We start from the raw sequence: 21,296 nt of genomic DNA, 5'->3' as shown, positions 1-21,296 counted from the left end.
TGTATGACTGAGAAAATGTATGAATTATATAAAGTGTGAAAAAATTTGCACACTACAAAAATAAACCTTGATATGACAGGGTTTATTTTTTTGTATAGATTATATTAATATAATTTCAGAATTTTTTAAAATAGTACTTTTACAATTAGGAAGCAAGTGCTATACTGATTTTAGATTATGTGAAATAATCTGAATATATAAAAACTTCCATATATTCAGGAAGAACTTACAGGGGGGTAATTAGATGAATCGTCAACAGTGGGGAACACGTGCCGGATTTATTCTTGCAGCAGTCGGTTCCGCAGTCGGACTCGGAAACATTTGGCGTTTTCCGTATGTCGCTTATGAAAACGGTGGGGGAGCATTCTTTATTCCATATTTATTTGCACTCTTAACAGCCGGTATTCCAATTCTTATCATGGAATTCACCATCGGTCATAAGTACAGAGGATCAGCGCCGCTGTCATTCTTCCGCATGAGCGGTAGAAAAGCAGAGTGGCTTGGCTGGTGGGCAGTATTTGTGTCATTTGTTATTTCCACCTATTATGCTGTCATTATTGCCTGGGCAATGCGGTATACAATATTCTCATTTGGGCAGGCATGGGGAGAGGACACAGAAGGGTTTTTATTCACTGAGTTTTTACAGCTTGATGTAGCACCTGGCGAAACAGGTGGTATTGTGTGGGGAATATTTATTCCACTTGTCCTTGTATGGGTCATTACACTTGGTATCCTTCTTGCTGGTGTTAAGAAAGGGATTGAATATGCAAACCGTATCTTCATTCCAACACTTGTTATTTTGTTCCTTATTATTGTAGTCAGAGCAGTAACGCTTGAAGGGGCAGCTGAGGGTCTGAATGCATTCTTCCAGCCGAATTTTGATAACATACTTGAACCGTCAGTCTGGGTAGCAGCCTACGGTCATATTTTCTTCAGTTTATCTATTGCGTTTGCAATTATGATTACTTATTCAAGTTATCTTCCGAAGAAATCAGATATCACAAATAATGCGTTTATTACAGGTTTTGCAAACTCAGGTTTCGAGCTTTTAGCTGGTATCGGTGTATTCGCAGCGCTGGGCTTCATGGCTTCACAGCTGGATGTGCCGGTTTCAGAAGTTGCATCTGCAGGGGTAGGGCTTGCCTTTGTTGTATTCCCTCAGATCATTAATCAGCTGCCAGGCTTAAATGGCATCTTTGGTGCATTATTCTTCTTCTCATTAACACTGGCGGGATTAACTTCACTGATGTCAATCACTGAAACGTATGTTGCCGGTCTGACTGAGAAGCTAGGAATCTCACGCAGAAAAGCAGTTGCTTTTGGTGGAGGACTTGCAGCGCTGATTTCAGTTCTGTTTGCTACTCAGGGCGGACTATTCTTCCTGGATGCAGCCGATTACTACATTAACCAGTTTGGTGTAGCAGCAATTGGTCTTGTTGAAGTTATCATGATTGCATGGGTTCTTCGTAAGACAGGTATGCTTCAGAACCACGCAAACCTTACATCTGATATTCACCTTGGCAGCTGGTGGAAAGTTTGTCTTTCGATTATTACACCAATCGTACTTGGATACATGATGTTTGGACTGGTAACAGATAACCTGTTACAGCAGTTTGATAATGATACGGGTAACTATGAAGGATATTCAAATGGATTTGCATTGACGATGTTCCTTGCTTCAGCCGGTGCAGCATTTGTAATTGGAGTTGTAGTTTCAACACTTAAATGGAGCCGTTCAACTCCGGTTGAGCTTCCGGATAAGGACTAAAGGAGGGATTCACAATGACAACCAGTGCAATTGTGATGATGGTAATTGGGATCGTTCTTTTATGGGGCGGCCTTGCTGCAAGTATTACAAACGCAGTAAGAAAATCCAAGAATAAAACAGTTTAATATGAGGGCTGCCTGTGCTTAAAGTACAGGCAGCTTTTTTAATTCATACTCCGGAGCCAGGTCATACTCATTCATGACAGATGGGAGCCAGTCGACTGCCGGGGAAACTTCAGGGGGTTCGGGTTCTTTTGTACATCCGCCGATCATTAAGATCAGAAGAGCAGCGAGAATAAGCTTCATCAAAACAACACTCCTTTTCGCAAGTTTGTCCGTTTTGAATGGTAATCATGCATAGAAAAAAGTGTGTGGTCATGTATAATAGGAAGTAGTTCACAAAGCAGGAGTGAGAATCTGATGATTACAATGCACAATCAACAATATGAAATCATAGAAGAATTTAGAGAAGGCTATAATGAAGAGGCTTTTGAAGCGAGATACAGTGAGATTCTGCATAAGTATGATTACATTGTAGGTGACTGGGGATATGGTCAGCTCAGACTGAAGGGATTTTTTGAGGATACGAATCAGAAGGCTTCGTTTGATACGAAAATTTCTACGGTGAAAGATTATTTATACGAACACTGCAATTTTGGGTGTCCTTATTTTATTGTGAAGAAGGTTGCCGGGGCGAAGAAGTAAACCCTGTTTTTCACATGAAAACGTTTCGCTACGCTTCAGGCGGACGCTTTCCGGACGGTTGTTGCTGAGCCTCCTCGCCTTCGGCTGTGGGGTCTCAGCTTCCAACTAATCGTCCCGGAGTCGCCGCCTTACGCTTCGCTGCACTGAGATAGCGGCTTATATTTTGTGTGAATGAATCTGCTCAAAGATCATAACCATTTCTTTAAATACACTTGATTAAAAAAAGGGTGTCTCGATTAAGTATGAGACATCCTTTTTTTATTTTGTCATCAACCCATCTAAGGCTTATGCGCACCGGGATCGAGTCTTGGGATGTCTTCATGGTCGCCTTTGTTTTCATAATTGAATGCGCTGTAGTAACGCTGGCCTTCCTGCCACGGACCGGATTTGTTCCGGACCAGTGAATATTTCCCTCTTGGTGAGCCGTATGGACCTTCGGGGAGGGTTTCCGGTATCAGGTATTCCTTTTGTACTTCAACGTTTGAAAAATCACTGTATCGTTCCATCAGACTGCTCCTTTTTGAATTAGTATGAGCAGACAGACTTCAGCTGATTCACAAAATCACTTCATTTAGAAATTCACGCAGTTCAGATGCATCCTGTTCAGACAACTTGAATGCATGTTCAATGTAGCCTTCTTCTTCAAGGTCATCCTGTCCGATGATGGCAAATCGGCTTCCCTGAATATCCATCACCATTGCTTTACCGAAATAACGGTCTGAATACATGATCGCCAGGTCAAAGCGCTGATACTCACCCATAAAGCTGACAAACCTCGTTTTTGTTTCCTCTGTATCATCATAAAGAAAAAATCTTTCACTCATTATTAAAATCCTCCTTACGCTATTTCAATTATAACGATTAACGCACGCTATGCCAAAAAATCTGAAGGCTTATGGTACACTAAAAGCAGACATTTTGATGGAGTGTGAAGACATGTACTTCGTGGATAGAGAAACAATTGAAAAGACATTAACGTTTATGGAAGGGCAGCTCAAGTTTTTAAATGAGCACACCTCATGGAAATCTAAAATTGAACAGCTGGCGCTTGAACGCAGCCTGCACACTATTATAGAATCAATGATTGATGTGGGGAATTCAATGATTGATGGTTTTATCATGCGCGATCCCGGCAGCTATGAAGATATTATCGATATTTTAGAGGACGAAAAAGTGATCGGGAAAGACGTGCATAATGAGCTGGTTCAGGTTGTAAAACTCAGAAAACACCTAGTGCAGGAGTTCACTGAAGTCAATCACCAGGTGTGCCTTGATACTTTCACAAAATCAGAAGGTGCACTAAAAGCATTCGCACCTGCAGTAAGAACCTACCTTGAAGACGAACTGGGACCGGTTTCAGCATTCAGACGGTAAGGAAAAGAGAGGACGTTCAGTATGAAAGCTTATAAAGGTTATTTAATTGATTTAGATGGAACAATGTATAGAGGGACCGAGCCGATTCCTGAAGCGGTGGAATTTGTTAAAAAGCTGAAGGCGAAAGGTACTCCGTATTTATTTGTGACAAACAACTCTTCAAAAACGCAGGAGCAGGTCGCTGCACACCTGCAGAACTTTGATGTTCCTGCAGAACCAGAACAGGTATTTACGACATCTCTTGCAACAGCAGCAGTTATTTCCCGGGAAATGCCTGAAGCATCCGCTTATGTGATCGGAGGCGACGGCATTCGTCAGGCTTTGACTGAAAAAGGAATCACAATTAAAGATGAAAATCCTGACTATGTGATTGTCGGTCTTGACCGGGAGATTACGTATGAAAAACTTGCGCTTGGGTGTCTGGCTGTAAGAAACGGAGCGAAATTCATTTCCACAAACGGTGATATTGCCATTCCAACTGAGCGGGGGCTACTGCCTGGAAATGGTTCTCTAACGTCAGTTATTACTGTCTCAACGCAGACACAGCCACTATTTATCGGTAAGCCTGAAGCAGTGATTATGGAGCAGGCATTAAATGTGCTGGGATTGCCGAAAGAAGATGTTGTAATGGTCGGCGATAACTATGATACAGATATTAAGGCAGGGTTTAATACAGGAATGGATACGTTAATGGTGCATACAGGTGTGTCACCGAAAAGTCTGCTTGCTGAAAAAGAGCTGCAGCCGACTTATTCGATTGATTCATTGGCTGAGTGGGAGATTTAAATTATCTTTTAGAACGCTAATCCTTTCTATGGGGGACTGCACTTTTCTGCCCCCCGTACGGTGAGCCCGCAGGCTTCGCCATGGTCTCAGCTGTCGCTTCCTGGGGCGGGAGTCTCCGTCCTCCACTACAAGGGGCAGCTGAGACATACATATTAAGTTTTTATCACTTTCAAAGGGGGATGCTGGTCGTGTCTAAAATTTTTATTACCCGTAAAATAGATGATGCTGTGATTGATGAACTCAAGAAGAGTTTTGACGTTGAAGTGTGGGATTCTGAGGATCAGGCGGTACCGAGAGATGTATTGCTAAAGCAGGCTAAGGAAAGCCATGCGCTCTTAACAATGCTGTCTGATCAGATTGATGAAGAACTGTTATCTGACGCACCTCATTTGAAAGTCGTTGCGAATATGGCTGTGGGTTATGACAACATTGATGCTCAGGCTGCTGAAAAGGCTGGGATCATCGTGACTAATACGCCTGATGTGTTAACAGACACAACGGCTGATCTCGCCTTTTCACTGATACTTGCTGCAGCCAGAAGAATTCCTGAAGCGGCGGAGTATATTAAAGAAGGAGAGTGGACGTCATGGTCTCCGTATTTACTTGCCGGCCGTGATGTTCATCACAAAACGCTCGGTATCATTGGGATGGGGAAAATTGGACAGGCTGTCGCCAAACGCGCTGCCGGGTTTGATATGAATATCGTGTATCATACAAGAAGCAGAAAAACTGAAGCGGAAGAGCAGTTTGGTGCACAGTATAAGAACTTAAATGATCTTCTTGAGAAAGCAGATTTCGTATTGGTGCTGGCACCGTTAACAGATGAAACGCGGGGAATGATTGGAGCGGAGCAGTTCCAAAAAATGAAAGAGTCAGCGATTTTTATTAATGTCGGAAGAGGTCCTGTAGTAGATGAGGAAGCACTGGTTGATGCACTGAAAAATGGTGAGATTGCTGGAGCGGGCCTTGATGTGTTTGAAAAGGAACCGATCTCAAAAGATCATCCATTGCTGACCATGAAAAATGTGGTGGCTGTACCTCACATTGGCAGTGCATCAAATGAAACCCGTTTTACGATGATGAAGCTCGCTGCTGATAATATCAAAGCAGTATTGAATGGTGAAAAACCATTAACGGGGGTTACCGTTTAATTCTCATTTAAATAAAAAATTTCTCAATAAAAAATCCTCTTGCTGATTTTAGCAAGAGGATGATGTAAATTAAAATACCTGTTCAACTTCCACAACGCCTGGTACTTCTTCAAGTAGTGCACGTTCAATACCTGCTTTAAGTGTAATAGTTGAACTTGGGCATGTACCACATGCGCCAAGAAGTCTTAATTTTACGATTCCATCTTCAACGTCAACTAGTTCGCAGTCTCCGCCGTCACGAAGAAGGAATGGACGAAGTTTATCAAGTACTTCCTGAACTGAATCTTTCATTTCTACTTCTGTCATTCGAATCGACTCCCTTCCTGTGTTCTATTATAATGAGTATAACGAAAAAAATCCATCCATGTTATTTGAAATTATTATTGTTTACGTATTTGTGAAATGAGTCATTAGTAACCGCTGTCACTTTCCGTGGAGGACTGCGCTTTCCTGCCCCCGGGCAGTGAGCTTCCTCAGGCTTGGCCTTGCGGGATCTCACCGGCCCTTTCCCGGGGCGGGAGTCTCCGTCCTCCACTCCAAGTGCCAGCTGAGTGTTTTTGGTTAAAGAAGTGATAGATTTTTTATTTAGATCTACAATGTTAATTGTACAGCAGATGATTGTAGCGTAAGGGGGGCGACTCCTGCGGGCTCACCGCCCGGCCGCGGAAAGCGTCCCCCTGAAGCGGAAATTATCTGCCAACCTGTAAAAGACTTAAAAAAGGGGTTGTTTGATATGGCAAATGAGGCTGTGACGATTACGGTGTATGGCGCTGAGACGATTTGTGCGAGTTGTGTGGGGGCACCTTCTTCAAAGGAGACGTATGAATGGCTTGAAGCAGCAATTGGCCGTAAATTTCCGGATCGTACGTTTGTGATGGATTATGTAGATATTAATACTGAGCAGGAAGATCCGAAAAAGGCTGCATTTGTAGAGCGTGTGTGGGAAGAGGATCTGTTTTATCCTGTTGTACTTGTTGAAGATGAGATCGTGGGGGAAGGTAACCCGCGTTTAAAGGCTGTATATAAAGAACTTGAAAAGTATGGTTTTCAAACTGCTGAATAAATGTAAAAGCGTCCAGAAGTGATTTCACTTCTGGACGCTTTTACATTTATTCAGATTTCTGTAAAGTTAAGACCTTTTAACACGTCAGCATCTGATTTATCACAGAGGTAGCACTTATCATGCTCATCTCTCATGACAATGAAATCAGGATTCTTGTTATCATAGTCTTTAGGAACTTCTACAAGGTTATAGCGTTCATGGAATGGTAATAGTGACATACAGCTTTCACCACCTGGAAATATTTCTTTCAGTATAATTGATTATGGATAAAATCAACATTCTGGGAAGTTTTCAATGTGTAAAATAGTATTGATTTGCTCAATCCCTATGGATATTCCATTATAATACATATAAAATCATTTTATATTAACATTCAGAATAGTTCATTGAATTGATTTTTTAGTAACATCCAGAAAGTGGTTACCATTTACATTGAATCTCTTTAATATCAGATTCAGAAAATACAACGAAGGGTCTTAATGGAAGTGCCAGGATATGGATTATAAAACACCTAGAAAGGATGGATCCAAATGAGCAGAGTAGCACTTGATACATTAATTAATCGCAGCGTCCGAAACATGGGGGATATTGACTCACGAATCAGGGATATGACGATAGAGATGATCAAGCGTGCTTATCATGAAGGTATTAACGTACAGATCAGTTCAGGTCTCCGCACAAATGATGAACAAAACCGATTATATGCCAAAGGGAGAACGGCACCAGGCAATATTGTGACCAATGCCAGAGCCGGGCAGTCCGCGCACAATTATGGTCTGGCAGTCGATTATTTTTTAACGAATCACAATGGCACTGAAGCAGTGTGGGCTATTAACGCTCAGTGGAAAAGAGTGGCAGTCATTGCAAAGTCAATGGGTTTTACATGGGGAGGAGACTGGGCAAGCTTTCCGGATGCTTCTCACCTTGAATACACAAAGGGATTAACCTTGAAAGATCTACAGTCAGGAAGACGACCGTCATTTCATCATGTTCCTGCAGTTGAAAAGACATGGCTGGAATTTGGTGATGAAGGTGCGGGAGTAAAGGCAATGCAGAAGCTGCTTAATGGACACGGATATGATCTTGCCATTGATGGTATCTTTGGGCCGAAGACCGAGCGTGCCCTGAGAAGCTTCCAGTATCAGAATGGCTTAATTGTAGATGGTGTGTATGGCGTTAAGTCTAAAGCTGCTCTGGAAGGATAGAATACATTAAAGCCAGTTGCTGATTTAAAACCAGGGTCATCGGCAAATTTCTTATCTGCTAAGCTTGTCGGCCTTATGAATGGACTTAATCATCTTTATAACGACACTGGATATCAGATTTTTTAATAACCAAATAAAAAAACACGCCCAGATAATTGGGCGTGAAGTAAGTTATAGAAATGAAGGTCTTAAACAAGAGATAAAAAATTTACCAAAGTTTGGGATACCTTATCCATTATGATATTTATACATCCAAAGCACACCTGACTTCAAGAGTCGTGCAATCCGGCCTGTGACTGTACGATCAGCAAGGTAAGCGAAGCCCTGTTTCTTTCCAAGAGAGCCCATAAAGCCTTTCAGCTTGATTTTAGGCATTTGCTCCGGCAGGTCTTCATTTTTCCAACGTGCAAGCAGTACTTTGACGATCTGTTCGGCCTGTTCCTCTGCAAGCTGCGCGCTTGGTGCGAACGGCAGACTTGCGCAGTCACCAACGACATAGACGTGCTCGTTATCCGGAAGATTATGATACTGCGAAAGAACAACGCGGTTTGAAGAATCCTTTTCGCCTGGCAGGTCGCGTACGACTTTAACCGGCTGGATGCCTGCTGTCCATACGCATACATCAACAGGAATCTGTTCTTCGTGGTTATACAGCATCGTAGGTTCAACTTTAGTAATATTCGAGTTGCTGACAACGTCAACATTGTTAGCATCAAACCACTTTTGTACATAGTTACTCAGGCGCTGAGGGAAGGCTGGAAGAATACGCTCTCCGCGGTCAAATAGCTTAATGTTAAGGTCTTCGCGGCTTTCACGCAGCTCACTTGCCAGTTCAATCCCGCTCAGTCCGGCTCCTACAACTCCGACAACTGATCCGGAGGGTAGATTCGACAGGCGTTCATAGGTCGCTCTTGAGCGCTGAATCGACTGGATGCTGTACGTATGTTCGTCAGCACCGGGAACGTTATGATACTTATCCTCACAGCCGAGACCGACAACCAGGTCGTCGTAAGGAACTTCTGTATTATCTTCAAGAATAACAAGGCTCTGTTCCGTATCAATTTTTGCTACTGTGCCATATTTCAGTTCCAGACGCTCATGTTCAGGAAAGCTTACACGGACCTCCTGATCGGAAGCTGTACCTGCTGCAAGCGCATAATATTCTGTTTTCAGACAGTGATAAGGCGTACGGTCGATTAATGTAATTTTTACATCTTCAGGCAGCTTATCCGGCAGCAGTCGCAGTAATACGCGCATATTGCCGTAGCCTCCACCTAATAATACTAAGTGTTTCATGGATAGCCCTCTCTTTACAGTAAGCATATTAGTAAGTAAGCACTTTCAATATGATCATACATACACAATGTGTTTGATCATTACGTTTACATTCATTAAAAAGTATATCGGAATAAAGGTCTTAGTACAATCATAATAAGAGATTTCTTTCACAAACTTGTCATGAACAAAAGCAGGATCATTGACGAAATTTCTGCAAGACGTTACATTTGAGGTAAGTATGAGGTGATAAAAATGAAACCAATTATAGAATTTTGTATTAGTAATATAGCAAGTGGATCACAGGAGGCATTTGAGACGCTCGAGCGCGACCCGAACCTCGATGTGATTGAATATGGCTGTACAAGTCACTGTGGAGTTTGTGCAGCAGCCATGTTTGCCATTGTGAATGGGGAGCTTGTAGAGGCAGATACACCGAAAGAGCTTGTGGAAGCTGTCTATGAGTTTCTTGAAGAAAACCCGATGTTCTAATCACAAAAAAGAAGCTGATCTGATTCAGCTTCTTTTTATTGGGCGTTCTTCTCGGTACAGCTGCCATCTTTCTTTTGCCATATGAACCATTTTCCGGTCAGTGGAGCTGTGCTGTCTTTCGATGATTTTTGAAAAATGTCTTGTCGCTTCATCGTCCTCACCAAGGCGCAGTGAAAGTTCTGCAATTAGATACAGTACTCGCTCTGTGGTGATTTGTGAGCCTTTATAGTCCTCTTTGGAATAGGCTTCTTTATAAGCTTCGACAGCAAGCCGCTGGAATCGCTGCTCCTGCTTGGCATCCACTCCACGGAACAGCCAGGAAAGTCTAAGGTATAGTCCTGCAAGTGTAATACTCTTTTCGCGCTTCATCACAGCAATATAAATCGCCAGTTTAAACACTTTAATGGCATCCTCAGTTGTACGTTCACCTGAGAAATCGAGGTGCTGCCAGTGCTTTGAAATCTTTTCTTCAATTTCTTCTTTACCCCCGGGCGGGAAGTAAGGCGCAAAATCCTCAGTAAAAGAGTAGCCGCACTCCGGACAGACATGTACATGGTACAGGTTCGGGTTTAAAGAAATATCTTCATATACCGGCATTAAATCTGTGCTATGTTCTTTTGCACGGACAAAACGTCCTCTGATTTTAGTCGTTTTAAATGAATGTTTGCATAGCGTGCAGGTGATATTTTTCTGATAAAGAGGGGTCAACTCCATTTGAAACACCTCCAAATAGTTCGGTATACGCTAAAAGTCATTGTTTATGTTTTTATTATACCCTGAAAATAGGTCTTTTAGTACAATTTATAAAAAATAACTGTTATGAGATTGATGAGGCTGGGCATGGAGACAATATAATGAAACAACTCAATTTCAATTGGTTGAGTGCAGCCTGATTTAGCGATATACTAAAATCAGTTAATAACGTTGGAGGTGCTGAAATGGCAAACGTAATCAAATTATCAGAAGCTGCAGCGCTTCAGGTGAAAGATATGATGAAGCAGGCTGAAGAGGAAAATGCATATCTTCGTGTAGCAATTAAAGGCGGAGGGTGCAGTGGTTTATCTTACGGGATGGGCTTTGAGCACGAACTTGGCGAAACTGACCAGATCGAAGAACATCACGGAATTCAGGTACTTCTGAAAAAAGAAGATGCTGATATTTTGAATGGAACTGAAATTGATTATAAGCAGTCACTCATGGGTGGCGGTTTTACAATTGAAAATCCAAATGCGATCGCTTCATGCGGCTGCGGATCTTCATTCAGAACAGCGACGAAGACAGGTACACCTGAGAATTGTTAATAAAAAAATCGCCGGCGTCATCGCCGGCGATTTTTTTATATACTTTTTAATGCATCTTTAATTGGCTCATCGCCATTGACCATTTCAATCGTCTTATGATGAAGGTTCGTACAGAGAATTGATTCAACAAGAATTGTTGCGACATCCTCACGTGTGATTTCACCCTCGCGATGCTTCATTTCCTCAGATACATCAATTTTACCTGTTGGTTCATCATCCGTTAATGCGCCTGGACGCACGATTGTATAATTGAGTCCGCTTTGTTTAAGGTGAACATCTGCATCATGTTTTGCCTGAAGATAATGATGGAATGTTTCACTGTCTCCGGCAATCGATGGATCATCAGCACCCATTGAACTCAGCATAATAAACCGTTCAATGCCTTTTTCTTTGGCAAAATCAATCGCTTTGATCGCTCCGTCACGGTCAACAGATGTTGTTTTATCCATTCCCGTATCAGGACCGGATCCTGCAGCGAAAATGACTGCATTCACATCCTCAAATGCATATTTGAAAGCCTGTTCAAGGTCAGCAATAATTGGTCGTGCCCCGAGATCCTCCATTTCCTTGGACTGCTCGGATTTACGGATCATTGCTCTGACGATATGCTGCTCATTTTCTGCAAGCTTTTTTACTGCCATTCGTCCAGTCGTTCCATTCGCGCCAATTACGAGTACATGCATGGTATCACTCTCCAATAATTAGTTGATACTTTATATCATACCCGGGCTTATCTTTACTAAACGGACGATCAGCTGAACATAGACGTACTGTGCATTGGCTGAACGCGTGCTTTTGGATCAATTGACGCTTTTGCATTATTCACAGCAGTCGGTGCCTCACCGAACCCTGAAGCGATCAGTTTTACTTTTCCATCATACGTACACACATCACCTGCTGCATAGATACCTGGAATATTCGTTTCCATCCGTGAATTGACAACAATTGAGTTTTTCTCGATCTCAAGCGTCCACTCTTTAATCGGCCCAAGAGATGAAACAAATCCATAATTGACGATTAAATGGTCAAAGTTCAGTACCGTTGTTTCCTCTGACTTCGCTTTTTGAAGCGTCAGTGACTGAATGATATCATTCATTGTCTGGTAGCTGACTGGTGTGTATGGCGTCATTACATTCACTGATGACTGCTTTAATTGCTCTACACTTGCTTCATGGGCGCGGAAAGAATCACGTCTGTGCACGAGTGTAACGGATTTTGCAACCGGTTCAAGCATCAATGCCCAGTCAACCGCTGAATCCCCGCCGCCTAAAAGCACGACATCCTGATCCTTAAAGTTTGAAAGCTCTTCTATAAAGTAGTGAAGATTTTTCTCTTCAAAATCATTCAGTCCATCCAGGTTTAGCTTTCTTGGTTGGAATGCACCATTACCGGCAGTTATAATGATCGTTCTTGTATAATGAACTTCCTCCGGCGTAGTCAGAACAAAAACACCATCTTCACGCTTTTCAACGTGTGTGACTTCCTGACCGAGACGGATTTCAGTATCAAACCGTGACATTTGAGCGGTTAAATTATCAACCAGCTCCTGTGCTTTTACTTTTGGAAAACCTGCTACGTCATATATATATTTGTCAGGATATAAAGCAGTCAACTGTCCACCAAGGTGAGGCAGGCTTTCAATCAGCTTTACACTTGCCTGGCGCATACCGCCGTAAAAAGCTGTAAATAATCCGACTGGACCGCCGCCTATCACTGTAATATCATAAATCGAAGTATCCTCTTTCATCACGAGATCCCTCCACAAAACCTATTTTGCATGTAGTGTAACACACGAACGGGCCTCGTAGCCTTTTCTGAGGTTCCACAAATACATTTTTCAGACTTTAGGATGAAGCCGAATTTTCGGATTTTAGCATAAAACCTTGAAATAAGAAGAAAAAAAGAATATGATGGTTTAAGATAAAGAATCAATAGAAGAAGTATGATGTTCATTCTCGTGAACAATTTCACAATCTTTTATAATGGCTGGCGTTGCTGCCTTAAAAGCAGCGTAATCTAATATTAAAAAGGTGGAAGTGATCCAATTGAAAAGACCAACAGTGGTTGTTTTAGGAGCAGGGTACGGTGGATTATCCTTAATTACGAAACTTCAGAAGCTTGTGAATGCAGATGATGCAGATATTATTCTTGTAAACAAGAATGATTACCATTACGAATCTACGTGGCTTCACGAAGCAGCAGCAGGTACAATGTCTCCAGATGCAGTACGCTTTGATATCGGCGGCGTACTTGATAAAGGAAAAGTAAACTTTGTACAGGCAACAGTTGAAAATATTGATACAAAAGCTCAGAAGGTCATTACTGACCGTTCTGAAATCGCATATGACTACCTTGTAGTCGGCCTTGGTTTCGAAGGTGAAACATTTGGAATCCCTGGCTTAAAAGAACACGCATTCTCAATTGCTAACGTGAAAGCAGCACGCCAGATCCGTGACCATATTGAATATCAATTCGCAACTTACAGCCTTGAAGAAGTAAAAGACCCTTCAAGACTGACAATTATCGTTGGTGGCGCAGGCTTCACAGGAATTGAATTCCTTGGAGAACTTGCAGACCGTCTTCCTGAACTTTGCGAGGAATATGATGTAGATCCTAAAGCAGTTCGTATTCTTTGTGTTGAAGCTGCACCAATGGTTCTTCCAGGATTTGATGAAGAGCTTGTTGAATACGCAGTGAACTACCTGAAGAGTAAAGGAATTGAATTCTCAATCGGAACACCTCTGACAGAAGCAACACCAGAGGGCGTTAAGATTAAAAAAGGTGAAGACGTATTCGAAGAAATCCCTGCTAAAACAGTTGTATGGGCTGCCGGCGTTCGCGGTAACTCAATCATCGAAAAAGCAGGCTTTGATAACATGCGTGCCCGTATCAAAGTTGATCCGGACCTTCGCGCACCTGGACACAACAACGTATTCATCGTTGGAGACTGCGCATTAATGATCAATGCTCAGACAGAACGTCCATACCCACCAACTGCTCAGATCGCAATGCAGCAGGGTGCACACACTGCACACAATCTGGTTGCACTGTTCAAGGGTGAAGAGCTTGAGCCATTCACACCTGACCTTAAAGGTACAGTTTGTTCACTTGGTGAAAATGAAGCAATCGGTGAAGTATTCGGCCGTAAAATTACAGGTAAAAAAGCTGCTATGATGAAGAAAGTCATCGACAACCGTGCATTATACGTTCTTGGTGGTCCTGGACTTGTCTTCAAAAAAGGTAAGCTGAACATGTTTTAATAAAAAGAGCGGCTGCGGCTGCTCTTTTTTCTACATATAAAAGGGGTGTCGTCATGAAGAGAGGAAAAGTCTGGTTAGGCGCTGCCGGCGTCATTGAAAACACTAAAGGTGAATGGCTTGTCGTAAAGAAGAAATACGGAGGCCTGAAAGGAAAATGGTCCATACCTGCAGGATTTGTGGAAGAAGGGGAAACAGCAGATCAGGCAGCGGTGAGGGAAGTGAAAGAAGAAACAGGTATCACGGCAGAAGTGGTGAGAGTAGCCGGATTCAGAAGCGGTGTACTGAAAGATACGATTAGTGATAATATGATTATCTTTGTAATGAAGGCAGTGGATGAATCGGAGGCACTGAGGGTTCCTGAAGAGGAAATCGCAGAAGCTGCCTGGATTGAAAAGACTGACCTCAGAAATCATGCAGATGTATCATCCATGATTCCTGTGATGCTTGATCATGAGGAAGCCGCAACTTTAGAAATTAACCGTCATTCAAACCCGGGAGATCAGTTCGGGTATACGAAGTATCATTTGTTTTTTTGATGATTTTGTATCTTATAACGCAGCCCCTAGTAATTTGTGTAGTAATGATCATGCACAATGAGGAAGCTGGTATATTAAAGCCAATTGTGAACAAATTACGAAATTTACCCACAGTTCTAAATTTTCTGATAATTAAAGAAAACGGAAGAAATGGGCGTATGTATTCGCTTTCATGACCTTTTTTCACCAAATATGACGCTTTTCAGCTTTAAAGCGTCCGTGCTATAGTACTCTCAATACATCAGAAGAGAGGGTGCTTCATATGAAGAAACAATCAAATTGCAGCTACTGCGCTGGTAAAGGATATTTTCAATTAAGACTAGGCGGATCAGAAACTTGCCCTAATTGTGGAGGGGAAGGTAAAAAATAAATGTACCAGCCGGATGCCCCGGAAGCATCCGGTTTTTTATTTTCTTTTTTAGATGGACGTGCATGGTTGAGGCGGATAGCGACAATTCAACGACGGATACATGCAAGTCCGGCAGCGATTGCTACAAGCAACCGGGTGTATCGCGACAACCTGAGCCAAGGTTGATACATCCTGACCAGAAACACCGACAACTCAGCGCGCCAGCCTCCCCAAAACCCTTACTTTGTGTCATCAAAATGAACGTTCATACAGGAGCATTGCACTGTATTCCGAAGTGATGTACACTGTTCTAGTGAACATGGAGGTGTATCATTTGGCTTCGTTTGGATTGGCTGAACTTTTAATTTCAATGATGCTGTTTCTGATTTTATTTTTTGGAATCGGCTTTCTATTAAATATGCTGTTACGTATGACGTGGATCATGGCTGTAATTTATCCAGTCATTACGATATTGATTGTCGATGAAGTCAGATTCATCGAATATTTTCGTGAACCGGGATCATCTTTTTCTGCACTCGGAACCCGATTTGTTTCGCTGGCACCAGCAGATATTTTAATATTAACAAGCGGTATGGCAGGCGCGATCATTGCAGGACTTGTAATGATATGGCTCCGTAAGCAGGGTTACCGAATGTTCTAAAAGCTCCCCGGATGACGTGGAGCTTTTTTAGTTGTCAGGCAATTCAAAGGATTAGGTCTATCGTCATAAATGATTAATCTTTGTCATATAGGGAATATGTAATTCTGGAAGGAGTAGATGTAATGTCTAAATTTGTAAAAGTATCTGCAGGGATTATTCTTGCAGGGCTTGCTTCGTTATTTTTTACGCAGGAAAACAAAGCTGCAGCAGAAGGATGGTCGATTGCTCTGCCATCTGAAGAAATGGTGCCGGTTGTTGAAGATATGAGAATGCTGCAGGATAGAGAGATGTCATTAACATCTAAAGCACTATCGAGTGAAGATACCGCCTATAAGTTGATTGCTTCTAAGGTTAAAGGTAATGAAAATAAGGCTGTGCCTAGACATGTGAGTGATAATCCATCAAAGACTGTCACAGCGACAGGCTATACTGCCGGAATTGAATCTACTGGTAAAGAGCCTGGTCATGAGCTGTATGGAATTACGTTTTCCGGTATTGAGGTAAAGAGAGATCTTTACTCAACGATCGCAGCTGATCCGAAAGTGTTTCCAATCGGCACAGTGATGTTTATCCCTGGCTACGGTTATGGCGTAGTGGCTGATACAGGAAGCGCAATTAAAGGAAATATTATCGACTTGTATTTTGATACTGTCGATGAAGTGTTTAACGAGTGGGGCAAGCAGAAGGTTGAAGTGTACGTGCTGAAAGAAGGCGATGGCACACTGACTGAGGAAGAGTTTGCTGCAATGAATAATCAATAACAAAAAAGTGTCACGCTGAGCGTGACACTTTTTATTTTATCATCAATTCTTCAGGCAACCTGATGTCATGGTATTGTTCCGGGTGTAAGATATTTCCGAGTTTGATCAGACCTTCAAGCAGCCGTGGAGAAGGACGGCAGTATAGCGCTTCTTCAAGCACATGAACATGCCCGTTTTTAATGGCATCCATGTCAGTCCAGTCCGGCCGTTTATGTAAGATGGCAGGATTTACTTTTCTCGGCTGAACACCAACCCACGCCATACAGATTACATCAGGGTTTCGTTCTAAAACATCTGCCCAGTCCGTTTGAATACTTGCTAGCTCGACTGATTCAAAAAGGTTCACCCCACCTGCAAGACGGCTGATTTCAGTCAGCCAGTTCACGCCGCCTGGAGTAAAGACCGGTTTTGGCCACCATTCCCAGTAGAGTGATGGATTAGAGTCAACTGCTGAAGCAGCTTTTTTACACTGCTCAATAACCGTTTTAAAGGCACCTGCAATCCTGTCAGCCTGTTCAGGTATATCCGCAGCCTCCCCGAGTGTCTGCAGATCCTGCACAATATCATCAAGAGACTGAGGGTTCAGACATATATGAGGCAGCCCTCTTTTATCAAGTTCTTCGATATTCTTTTCCATACCCGGCACACTTAATGAAGACAAAATCAAATCCGGTTTCAGTGCTTCTACCTTATCGATATCAATAGACAGATCGGGACCGAGCTGTTCGAGTTCTTTTACTGCTGCCGGCCAGTCTGAAAAATCATCCACACCGACCAGCGATCCGGTCAGTCCGAGGTATGCGGCGAGCTCTGTATTACTTGGACAAAGTGATACAATTCTCATGATGTACCCTCCAGTTACAGTGTAATCAGATAATGAACAAGTAATGTCAGGAAGATCCCTGTCAGTCCGCCGAAAAATACTTCAATCGGCTTATGACCAAGAAGTGTTTTCAGCTCCTTACGCTTTTCTTCCTCATCCTTATCCTGCCAGCCTCTTGCATCAGAGACAAATTTATTAAAGTCACGCATCAGCTGGTTAATCACAGCAGCCTGTTCTCCAGCCTGAAAGCGTACGCCTGTCGCATCGAACATTGTAATAATGGCAAAAACGGTCGCAAGTGCAAATACTGGTGAAGCCAGTCCATTTTCAAGTGCAATTCCGGTTGCAAGAGCAGTGACAGCGGCAGAGTGAGAACTTGGCATTCCACCGGTGGATGTAACGAGTGACCAGTCCACTTTGCGTGTTGCTATAAATTGAATCGGTACTTTTACAACCTGGGCAAATAAAATCGCAAATAATGAAGCCCATAGAGGAAAATTGCTGAAGAGTTCCATAGACGTTTGTCATCCTTTCAAATGGCAGGAGTTTTAAGCAAGTATACCATAGTTATAAGCAGGTTCGAATGTACGGTAATCGAATTATCATAACATTTACAGTATACTTACTAATTGGAGGTGTTTGATATGAAATGGACTATACATACAACTGAAAATGTACTGAAAGAGCAGCACGGCTATTTAGCAGCAGGGGTCTGGAACCAGCCAGTCGTCTCAGGCTTTTCAAAAGAAATCGATGACCAGATGAATGGTGGTCTGACAGATCTGATTAAAGAAGGTGACATCGAAACGAAAGCAAAACAGGTAACGGTATTACCGACGCTTGGTGCACTTGATGCGAAAAGAGTAATCTTTTCAGGACTTGGCAAAGAGGCAGATCTCACATTTGAGGATTTGAGAGAGAGCTTTGGTGCCCTTGGAAAGGTGCTGAAAAAGAAGAAAGTGTCATCACTTGCGGTAGCACTTGATTCGTTTAAAGGAAATGAATTCGAAGCGACAGACATTGCGCAGGCGCTGATTGAAGGCATGACACTTTCAATGTATGAGTTTGAAGGGTATAAAAAGAAATCAAATATACCTGATACAGCACTTGAAGAACTGCATATCTACACGTCGCATGATGCACAGGAAGTTGAGGCAGCACTTGAAGTCGGACTTGCCCTTGCAGAAGGAACGAATGAAGCGAGAACGCTTGTTAATATGCCATCAAACCTGCTGACTTCAGTGAAAATGGCTGAATATGCAATAGAAATGGCTGAGCGACATGACTTTGAGATCGAGGTTCTTGGAAAAGAAGAAATCGAAGAAATGGGAATGGGTGCACTTCTTGCAGTCAATCAGGGCTCAGAAATTCCACCCCGTATGATCGTCATGAAGCACCAGGCGACTGAAAAGTGGGAAGACGTGCTTGCACTTGTCGGTAAAGGTATCACATTTGATACGGGCGGCTATTCGATCAAGCCAAAAGACGGAATTGTTGGTATGAAAGCCGATATGGGGGGCGCAGCAGCCGTACTTGGTGCAATGGAAATCATCGGCCGCCTGAAGCCTGAGCAGAACGTAATGGCCGTTATTGCAGCAACGGACAATATGATCAGCCATACTGCATTTAAACCGGATGATGTCATCACATCAATGAGCGGCAAAACAATTGAAATCTTGAACACTGACGCAGAAGGCAGGCTCGTACTCGCTGATGCTGTAACGTATGCAAAACAGCATGGCGCTAATTACCTTGTCGATGTAGCGACGCTCACAGGCGGTGTGATTGTAGCACTCGGCCTTGATAAAACAGGTGCACTGACAAATAATGAAACGTTATTTGAAAAGGTCCTGGAGGCTTCTGTGGAAGCAGGAGAGTTTATCTGGCAGCTGCCTTATACAGAAGGCGACAGAAAGCGTGTACGCAATAGCCCTGTAGCCGATCTGAATAACTCACCTGGACGAGACGGCCACGCATTATTCGCCGGAGCATTCATTGGAGAATTTACAGAAGGCACACCATGGGTTCACCTTGATATTGCAGGCACAGCAACAACGAAGTCAGCTAACCTGTTAGGCCCTGCAGGCGGAACAGGCGCAATGGCAAGAACTCTTGCATTGCTGACAGAGCAGTTTGTGCTTGAGAGAGCAGAAAAATAAGTTTGTTTGGAAATGTCCTTTTAGGGCATTTCTTTTTTTGTGCGGATGAGTAGGGAAGAGGTTTGCTGGTCATTTTTGAAATGATTCTATACGGGATTCACTTAATCACGCTAACGGCCGTGCCATTTTTATAATCATTTCTAAATGTCTCGCTTATCGCCACTGAGCTGCTGAATCTAACCCATTGACAAGCCTGCTTTTACTCTGTTAATGTATGAAAGGTGTTTTAACACGTTACCTGTTTAGCAGAGTAAAGAATTTTCAAAAAAAGGAGTTCATATAGATGAATGCAGTTGTCATTGCGGTTTTAATTATGCTGGTTTTAAGTCTGATCAGAGTGAATGTCGTGGCGGCCCTGATTATTGGTGCTGCAGCGGGCGGACTGATTGGTGGTCTGTCTGTAGATGAATTGGTTAGTGTATTTTCTGAGGGTGTAGGCGGCGGTGCAAATATAGCACTCAGTTATGCATTGTTAGGTGGATTTGCAGTAGCGATCTCATACACTGGTCTGCCAAAGCTGATGGTGGATAAAATTGTAGCTGCAGTCAGTAAGGAAGGGGAGCCGAGAACGAAAGCACTTCCGAAGGTACTTGTGATTCTTGCTATTTTATCAATTTCAATCATGTCTCAAAATATTGTACCTGTACACATTGCCTTTATCCCTCTTTTAATCCCGCCTTTACTGCTTGTGATGAATGAGCTGGGGATTGACAGAAGGCTGATTGCGACAGTGATTACATTTGGATTAACCGCCCCTTATATTTTACTGCCATACGGCTTCGGTCAGATTTTCCATGATACGATTGCGACGAATATGGAACTGAGCGGACTAGAAATTAATATGGATGTCATTCCAACAGCGATGCTGATTCCAACTGCCGGTATGATTCTTGGACTGATGGTGGCGATTTTCATCAGTTACCGTAAGCCGAGAGAATATCAGAACAGGAAGGTATCACTTCAGGACGGGGATGCAAAAACCATTACAACAAAAGATCTGATTGTAACGAGTGTAGCGATTATTGCGGCACTTGTAATCCAGTCCTTATTCCAATCGATGGTCTTCAGTGCGGTCATTGGTCTTGCTGTCTTATTCGTCAGTGGAACTGTAAAACTGCGTGATCAGGATCAGCTGATGACTGATGGAATGAAAATGATGGCATTTATCGGTTTTGTGATGATTTCAGCTAATGGTTTTGCTGCAGTGATGACTGAGACAGGGGCTGTTGAAAGCCTTGTAAACGCAGCGGCAAACCTGGTTGGGGATAATAAAGCAGTCGGTGCATTGCTCATGCTGATCGTTGGTCTGGTTGTCACAATGGGAATCGGTTCTTCATTTGCAACAATTCCTATCATAGCAGTACTGTTTGTTCCACTGGCGCTTGAGCTTGGTTTTAGTCCACTGGCAACAGTTGCGCTGATCGGTACTGCAGGTGCACTCGGTGACGCCGGGTCTCCTGCATCAGACAGTACACTCGGACCCACAGCCGGCCTGAATGCGGATGGTCAGCACAATCACATTTGGGATACTTGCGTGCCGACATTCCTGCACTATAATATTCCACTGATCTTATTCGGATGGATAGCAGCGCTCGTTTTATAATAGTGTTAAAAGCTCTGACTATGTG

Annotated in this window: 27 protein-coding genes and 1 pseudogene; 17 read left to right on the top strand and 11 right to left on the bottom strand. The window is 42.9% G+C overall.

The window, feature by feature from the left end:
• The first annotated feature begins 244 nt into the window (after positions 1-244).
• Together DH10bf12_RS16625 and DH10bf12_RS16620 are read left to right on the top strand one after the other, a co-directional pair.
• The gene (locus tag DH10bf12_RS16625; protein ID WP_471736334.1) at positions 245-1,768 is read left to right on the top strand and encodes a sodium-dependent transporter; all 1,524 of its coding nucleotides are present in this window, start codon (positions 245-247) and stop codon (positions 1,766-1,768) included.
• 14 nt (positions 1,769-1,782) lie between these two features.
• A complete protein-coding gene (locus DH10bf12_RS16620; RefSeq protein WP_471736333.1) occupies positions 1,783-1,893 on the top strand; it encodes a methionine/alanine import family NSS transporter small subunit in 111 nt (36 codons plus the stop codon).
• 18 nt (positions 1,894-1,911) lie between these two features.
• Here DH10bf12_RS16620 and DH10bf12_RS16615 read toward each other — a convergent pair whose 3' ends face one another.
• Positions 1,912-2,076, bottom strand: a complete 165-nt coding sequence (locus DH10bf12_RS16615; protein ID WP_471736332.1) for a hypothetical protein — start codon at positions 2,074-2,076, stop codon at positions 1,912-1,914.
• Between the two features lie 111 nt (positions 2,077-2,187).
• Between DH10bf12_RS16615 and DH10bf12_RS16610 the strand changes: the two genes are divergently transcribed.
• A complete protein-coding gene (locus tag DH10bf12_RS16610) occupies positions 2,188-2,472 on the top strand; it encodes a YutD family protein (RefSeq protein WP_404404593.1) in 285 nt (94 codons plus the stop codon).
• A gap of 278 nt (positions 2,473-2,750) precedes the next feature.
• Here the strand turns inward: DH10bf12_RS16610 and DH10bf12_RS16605 are convergent, their stop codons facing one another.
• Together DH10bf12_RS16605 and DH10bf12_RS16600 are read right to left on the bottom strand one after the other, a co-directional pair.
• Positions 2,751-2,978: a cytosolic protein gene (locus DH10bf12_RS16605; RefSeq protein WP_471736331.1), complete on the bottom strand. Its 228-nt coding sequence runs from the start codon at positions 2,976-2,978 to the stop codon at positions 2,751-2,753.
• 48 nt (positions 2,979-3,026) lie between these two features.
• The gene (locus DH10bf12_RS16600; protein ID WP_471736330.1) at positions 3,027-3,296 is read right to left on the bottom strand and encodes a DUF3055 domain-containing protein; all 270 of its coding nucleotides are present in this window, start codon (positions 3,294-3,296) and stop codon (positions 3,027-3,029) included.
• A gap of 112 nt (positions 3,297-3,408) precedes the next feature.
• Between DH10bf12_RS16600 and DH10bf12_RS16595 the strand changes: the two genes are divergently transcribed.
• The 3 genes from DH10bf12_RS16595 to DH10bf12_RS16585 all read left to right on the top strand — a co-directional run bounded on the left by DH10bf12_RS16595 (position 3,409) and on the right by DH10bf12_RS16585 (position 5,783).
• The gene (locus DH10bf12_RS16595) at positions 3,409-3,846 is read left to right on the top strand and encodes a DUF86 domain-containing protein (protein ID WP_471736329.1); all 438 of its coding nucleotides are present in this window, start codon (positions 3,409-3,411) and stop codon (positions 3,844-3,846) included.
• Between the two features lie 21 nt (positions 3,847-3,867).
• The gene (locus DH10bf12_RS16590; protein WP_471736328.1) at positions 3,868-4,632 is read left to right on the top strand and encodes a TIGR01457 family HAD-type hydrolase; all 765 of its coding nucleotides are present in this window, start codon (positions 3,868-3,870) and stop codon (positions 4,630-4,632) included.
• 188 nt (positions 4,633-4,820) lie between these two features.
• Entirely contained in the window at positions 4,821-5,783 is a 963-nt protein-coding gene (locus DH10bf12_RS16585; RefSeq protein ID WP_471736327.1) for a 2-hydroxyacid dehydrogenase, read from the top strand.
• Positions 5,784-5,852: 69 nt separating this feature from the next.
• Here DH10bf12_RS16585 and DH10bf12_RS16580 read toward each other — a convergent pair.
• A pseudogene (locus DH10bf12_RS16580) lies at positions 5,853-6,145 on the bottom strand (NifU family protein).
• Positions 6,146-6,516: 371 nt separating this feature from the next.
• Here DH10bf12_RS16580 and DH10bf12_RS16575 point away from each other — a divergent pair.
• Positions 6,517-6,846: a YuzD family protein gene (locus DH10bf12_RS16575; RefSeq protein ID WP_471736326.1), complete on the top strand. Its 330-nt coding sequence runs from the start codon at positions 6,517-6,519 to the stop codon at positions 6,844-6,846.
• Positions 6,847-6,896: 50 nt separating this feature from the next.
• On the opposite strand, the gene DH10bf12_RS16570 is transcribed toward DH10bf12_RS16575, so the two are convergent.
• Positions 6,897-7,064, bottom strand: coding sequence for a hypothetical protein (locus tag DH10bf12_RS16570; RefSeq protein ID WP_471736325.1), 168 nt, complete (start codon positions 7,062-7,064; stop codon positions 6,897-6,899).
• Between the two features lie 312 nt (positions 7,065-7,376).
• Between DH10bf12_RS16570 and DH10bf12_RS16565 the strand changes: the two genes are divergently transcribed.
• Complete coding sequence (locus DH10bf12_RS16565; protein WP_471736324.1) at positions 7,377-8,051, top strand: peptidoglycan-binding protein; 675 nt, start codon at positions 7,377-7,379, stop codon at positions 8,049-8,051.
• Positions 8,052-8,279: 228 nt separating this feature from the next.
• Here DH10bf12_RS16565 and DH10bf12_RS16560 read toward each other — a convergent pair whose 3' ends face one another.
• Complete coding sequence (locus DH10bf12_RS16560; protein WP_471736323.1) at positions 8,280-9,347, bottom strand: NAD(P)/FAD-dependent oxidoreductase; 1,068 nt, start codon at positions 9,345-9,347, stop codon at positions 8,280-8,282.
• A gap of 234 nt (positions 9,348-9,581) precedes the next feature.
• Between DH10bf12_RS16560 and DH10bf12_RS16555 the strand changes: the two genes are divergently transcribed.
• Entirely contained in the window at positions 9,582-9,818 is a 237-nt protein-coding gene (locus tag DH10bf12_RS16555; RefSeq protein ID WP_471736322.1) for a YuzB family protein, read from the top strand.
• A gap of 24 nt (positions 9,819-9,842) precedes the next feature.
• Here the strand turns inward: DH10bf12_RS16555 and DH10bf12_RS16550 are convergent, their stop codons facing one another.
• Positions 9,843-10,532: a DUF2225 domain-containing protein gene (locus DH10bf12_RS16550; RefSeq protein ID WP_471736321.1), complete on the bottom strand. Its 690-nt coding sequence runs from the start codon at positions 10,530-10,532 to the stop codon at positions 9,843-9,845.
• Positions 10,533-10,756: 224 nt separating this feature from the next.
• Here DH10bf12_RS16550 and DH10bf12_RS16545 point away from each other — a divergent pair, with 224 nt between their 5' ends.
• Positions 10,757-11,119 carry a HesB/IscA family protein gene (locus DH10bf12_RS16545; RefSeq protein ID WP_471736320.1) on the top strand — a complete coding sequence of 121 codons (363 nt, stop codon included), beginning with the start codon at positions 10,757-10,759 and terminating at the stop codon, positions 11,117-11,119.
• Between the two features lie 35 nt (positions 11,120-11,154).
• On the opposite strand, the gene DH10bf12_RS16540 is transcribed toward DH10bf12_RS16545, so the two are convergent.
• Positions 11,155-11,802, bottom strand: coding sequence for an SDR family oxidoreductase (locus tag DH10bf12_RS16540; RefSeq protein WP_471736319.1), 648 nt, complete (start codon positions 11,800-11,802; stop codon positions 11,155-11,157).
• Between the two features lie 68 nt (positions 11,803-11,870).
• Positions 11,871-12,866, bottom strand: coding sequence for an NAD(P)/FAD-dependent oxidoreductase (locus tag DH10bf12_RS16535; RefSeq protein ID WP_471736318.1), 996 nt, complete (start codon positions 12,864-12,866; stop codon positions 11,871-11,873).
• A 298-nt stretch (positions 12,867-13,164) separates the two neighbouring features.
• On the opposite strand from DH10bf12_RS16535, the gene DH10bf12_RS16530 reads away from it, so the two are divergent.
• From DH10bf12_RS16530 to DH10bf12_RS16510, 5 genes are all read left to right on the top strand, one after another.
• On the top strand, positions 13,165-14,379 hold the full coding sequence (locus tag DH10bf12_RS16530; protein WP_471736317.1) for an NAD(P)/FAD-dependent oxidoreductase: 1,215 nt from the start codon (positions 13,165-13,167) through the stop codon (positions 14,377-14,379).
• Between the two features lie 53 nt (positions 14,380-14,432).
• The gene (locus tag DH10bf12_RS16525) at positions 14,433-14,915 is read left to right on the top strand and encodes an NUDIX domain-containing protein (protein ID WP_471736316.1); all 483 of its coding nucleotides are present in this window, start codon (positions 14,433-14,435) and stop codon (positions 14,913-14,915) included.
• 262 nt (positions 14,916-15,177) lie between these two features.
• On the top strand, positions 15,178-15,285 hold the full coding sequence (locus DH10bf12_RS16520) for a YuiA family protein (protein WP_471736315.1): 108 nt from the start codon (positions 15,178-15,180) through the stop codon (positions 15,283-15,285).
• Positions 15,286-15,634: 349 nt separating this feature from the next.
• Positions 15,635-15,925 carry a YuiB family protein gene (locus DH10bf12_RS16515; protein ID WP_471738260.1) on the top strand — a complete coding sequence of 97 codons (291 nt, stop codon included), beginning with the start codon at positions 15,635-15,637 and terminating at the stop codon, positions 15,923-15,925.
• Positions 15,926-16,047: 122 nt separating this feature from the next.
• Positions 16,048-16,686 carry a 3D domain-containing protein gene (locus tag DH10bf12_RS16510; protein WP_471736314.1) on the top strand — a complete coding sequence of 213 codons (639 nt, stop codon included), beginning with the start codon at positions 16,048-16,050 and terminating at the stop codon, positions 16,684-16,686.
• 31 nt (positions 16,687-16,717) lie between these two features.
• Here DH10bf12_RS16510 and DH10bf12_RS16505 read toward each other — a convergent pair whose 3' ends face one another.
• Positions 16,718-17,530, bottom strand: a complete 813-nt coding sequence (locus tag DH10bf12_RS16505) for a cobalamin-binding protein (RefSeq protein WP_471736313.1) — start codon at positions 17,528-17,530, stop codon at positions 16,718-16,720.
• A 14-nt stretch (positions 17,531-17,544) separates the two neighbouring features.
• Complete coding sequence (locus DH10bf12_RS16500) at positions 17,545-18,024, bottom strand: divergent PAP2 family protein (protein WP_471736312.1); 480 nt, start codon at positions 18,022-18,024, stop codon at positions 17,545-17,547.
• A gap of 129 nt (positions 18,025-18,153) precedes the next feature.
• Here DH10bf12_RS16500 and DH10bf12_RS16495 point away from each other — a divergent pair, with 129 nt between their 5' ends.
• Positions 18,154-19,668, top strand: a complete 1,515-nt coding sequence (locus tag DH10bf12_RS16495) for a leucyl aminopeptidase (protein ID WP_471736311.1) — start codon at positions 18,154-18,156, stop codon at positions 19,666-19,668.
• Positions 19,669-19,951: 283 nt separating this feature from the next.
• Positions 19,952-21,271, top strand: coding sequence for a Na+/H+ antiporter family protein (locus DH10bf12_RS16490; protein WP_471736310.1), 1,320 nt, complete (start codon positions 19,952-19,954; stop codon positions 21,269-21,271).
• Positions 21,272-21,296: the final 25 nt, after the last annotated feature.

It is taken from the genome of Jeotgalibacillus sp. 10bf12 (genome assembly GCF_055597105.1).
The sequence above is the reverse complement of the archived record's forward strand: the minus strand, read 5'-3'. Positions and strand labels throughout refer to the sequence as shown.

What these genes read in the sequence shown, in the direction of transcription:
- DH10bf12_RS16605 (WP_471736331.1), bottom strand. Translation starts at nt 2,978, where the DNA reads ATGGAACGATACAGTGATTTTTCAAACGTTGAAGTACAAAAGGAATAC.
- DH10bf12_RS16555 (WP_471736322.1), top strand. Translation starts at nt 9,582, where the DNA reads ATGAAACCAATTATAGAATTTTGTATTAGTAATATAGCAAGTGGATCA.
- DH10bf12_RS16595 (WP_471736329.1), top strand. Translation starts at nt 3,409, where the DNA reads ATGTACTTCGTGGATAGAGAAACAATTGAAAAGACATTAACGTTTATG.
- DH10bf12_RS16495 (WP_471736311.1), top strand. Translation starts at nt 18,154, where the DNA reads ATGAAATGGACTATACATACAACTGAAAATGTACTGAAAGAGCAGCAC.
- DH10bf12_RS16490 (WP_471736310.1), top strand. Translation starts at nt 19,952, where the DNA reads ATGAATGCAGTTGTCATTGCGGTTTTAATTATGCTGGTTTTAAGTCTG.
- DH10bf12_RS16525 (WP_471736316.1), top strand. Translation starts at nt 14,433, where the DNA reads ATGAAGAGAGGAAAAGTCTGGTTAGGCGCTGCCGGCGTCATTGAAAAC.
- DH10bf12_RS16590 (WP_471736328.1), top strand. Translation starts at nt 3,868, where the DNA reads ATGAAAGCTTATAAAGGTTATTTAATTGATTTAGATGGAACAATGTAT.
- DH10bf12_RS16625 (WP_471736334.1), top strand. Translation starts at nt 245, where the DNA reads ATGAATCGTCAACAGTGGGGAACACGTGCCGGATTTATTCTTGCAGCA.
- DH10bf12_RS16515 (WP_471738260.1), top strand. Translation starts at nt 15,635, where the DNA reads ATGATGCTGTTTCTGATTTTATTTTTTGGAATCGGCTTTCTATTAAAT.
- DH10bf12_RS16560 (WP_471736323.1), bottom strand. Translation starts at nt 9,347, where the DNA reads ATGAAACACTTAGTATTATTAGGTGGAGGCTACGGCAATATGCGCGTA.
- DH10bf12_RS16545 (WP_471736320.1), top strand. Translation starts at nt 10,757, where the DNA reads ATGGCAAACGTAATCAAATTATCAGAAGCTGCAGCGCTTCAGGTGAAA.
- DH10bf12_RS16510 (WP_471736314.1), top strand. Translation starts at nt 16,048, where the DNA reads ATGTCTAAATTTGTAAAAGTATCTGCAGGGATTATTCTTGCAGGGCTT.
- DH10bf12_RS16575 (WP_471736326.1), top strand. Translation starts at nt 6,517, where the DNA reads ATGGCAAATGAGGCTGTGACGATTACGGTGTATGGCGCTGAGACGATT.
- DH10bf12_RS16570 (WP_471736325.1), bottom strand. Translation starts at nt 7,064, where the DNA reads ATGTCACTATTACCATTCCATGAACGCTATAACCTTGTAGAAGTTCCT.
- DH10bf12_RS16505 (WP_471736313.1), bottom strand. Translation starts at nt 17,530, where the DNA reads ATGAGAATTGTATCACTTTGTCCAAGTAATACAGAGCTCGCCGCATAC.
- DH10bf12_RS16520 (WP_471736315.1), top strand. Translation starts at nt 15,178, where the DNA reads ATGAAGAAACAATCAAATTGCAGCTACTGCGCTGGTAAAGGATATTTT.
- DH10bf12_RS16620 (WP_471736333.1), top strand. Translation starts at nt 1,783, where the DNA reads ATGACAACCAGTGCAATTGTGATGATGGTAATTGGGATCGTTCTTTTA.
- DH10bf12_RS16550 (WP_471736321.1), bottom strand. Translation starts at nt 10,532, where the DNA reads ATGGAGTTGACCCCTCTTTATCAGAAAAATATCACCTGCACGCTATGC.
- DH10bf12_RS16535 (WP_471736318.1), bottom strand. Translation starts at nt 12,866, where the DNA reads ATGAAAGAGGATACTTCGATTTATGATATTACAGTGATAGGCGGCGGT.
- DH10bf12_RS16565 (WP_471736324.1), top strand. Translation starts at nt 7,377, where the DNA reads ATGAGCAGAGTAGCACTTGATACATTAATTAATCGCAGCGTCCGAAAC.
- DH10bf12_RS16540 (WP_471736319.1), bottom strand. Translation starts at nt 11,802, where the DNA reads ATGCATGTACTCGTAATTGGCGCGAATGGAACGACTGGACGAATGGCA.
- DH10bf12_RS16610 (WP_404404593.1), top strand. Translation starts at nt 2,188, where the DNA reads ATGATTACAATGCACAATCAACAATATGAAATCATAGAAGAATTTAGA.
- DH10bf12_RS16600 (WP_471736330.1), bottom strand. Translation starts at nt 3,296, where the DNA reads ATGAGTGAAAGATTTTTTCTTTATGATGATACAGAGGAAACAAAAACG.
- DH10bf12_RS16500 (WP_471736312.1), bottom strand. Translation starts at nt 18,024, where the DNA reads ATGGAACTCTTCAGCAATTTTCCTCTATGGGCTTCATTATTTGCGATT.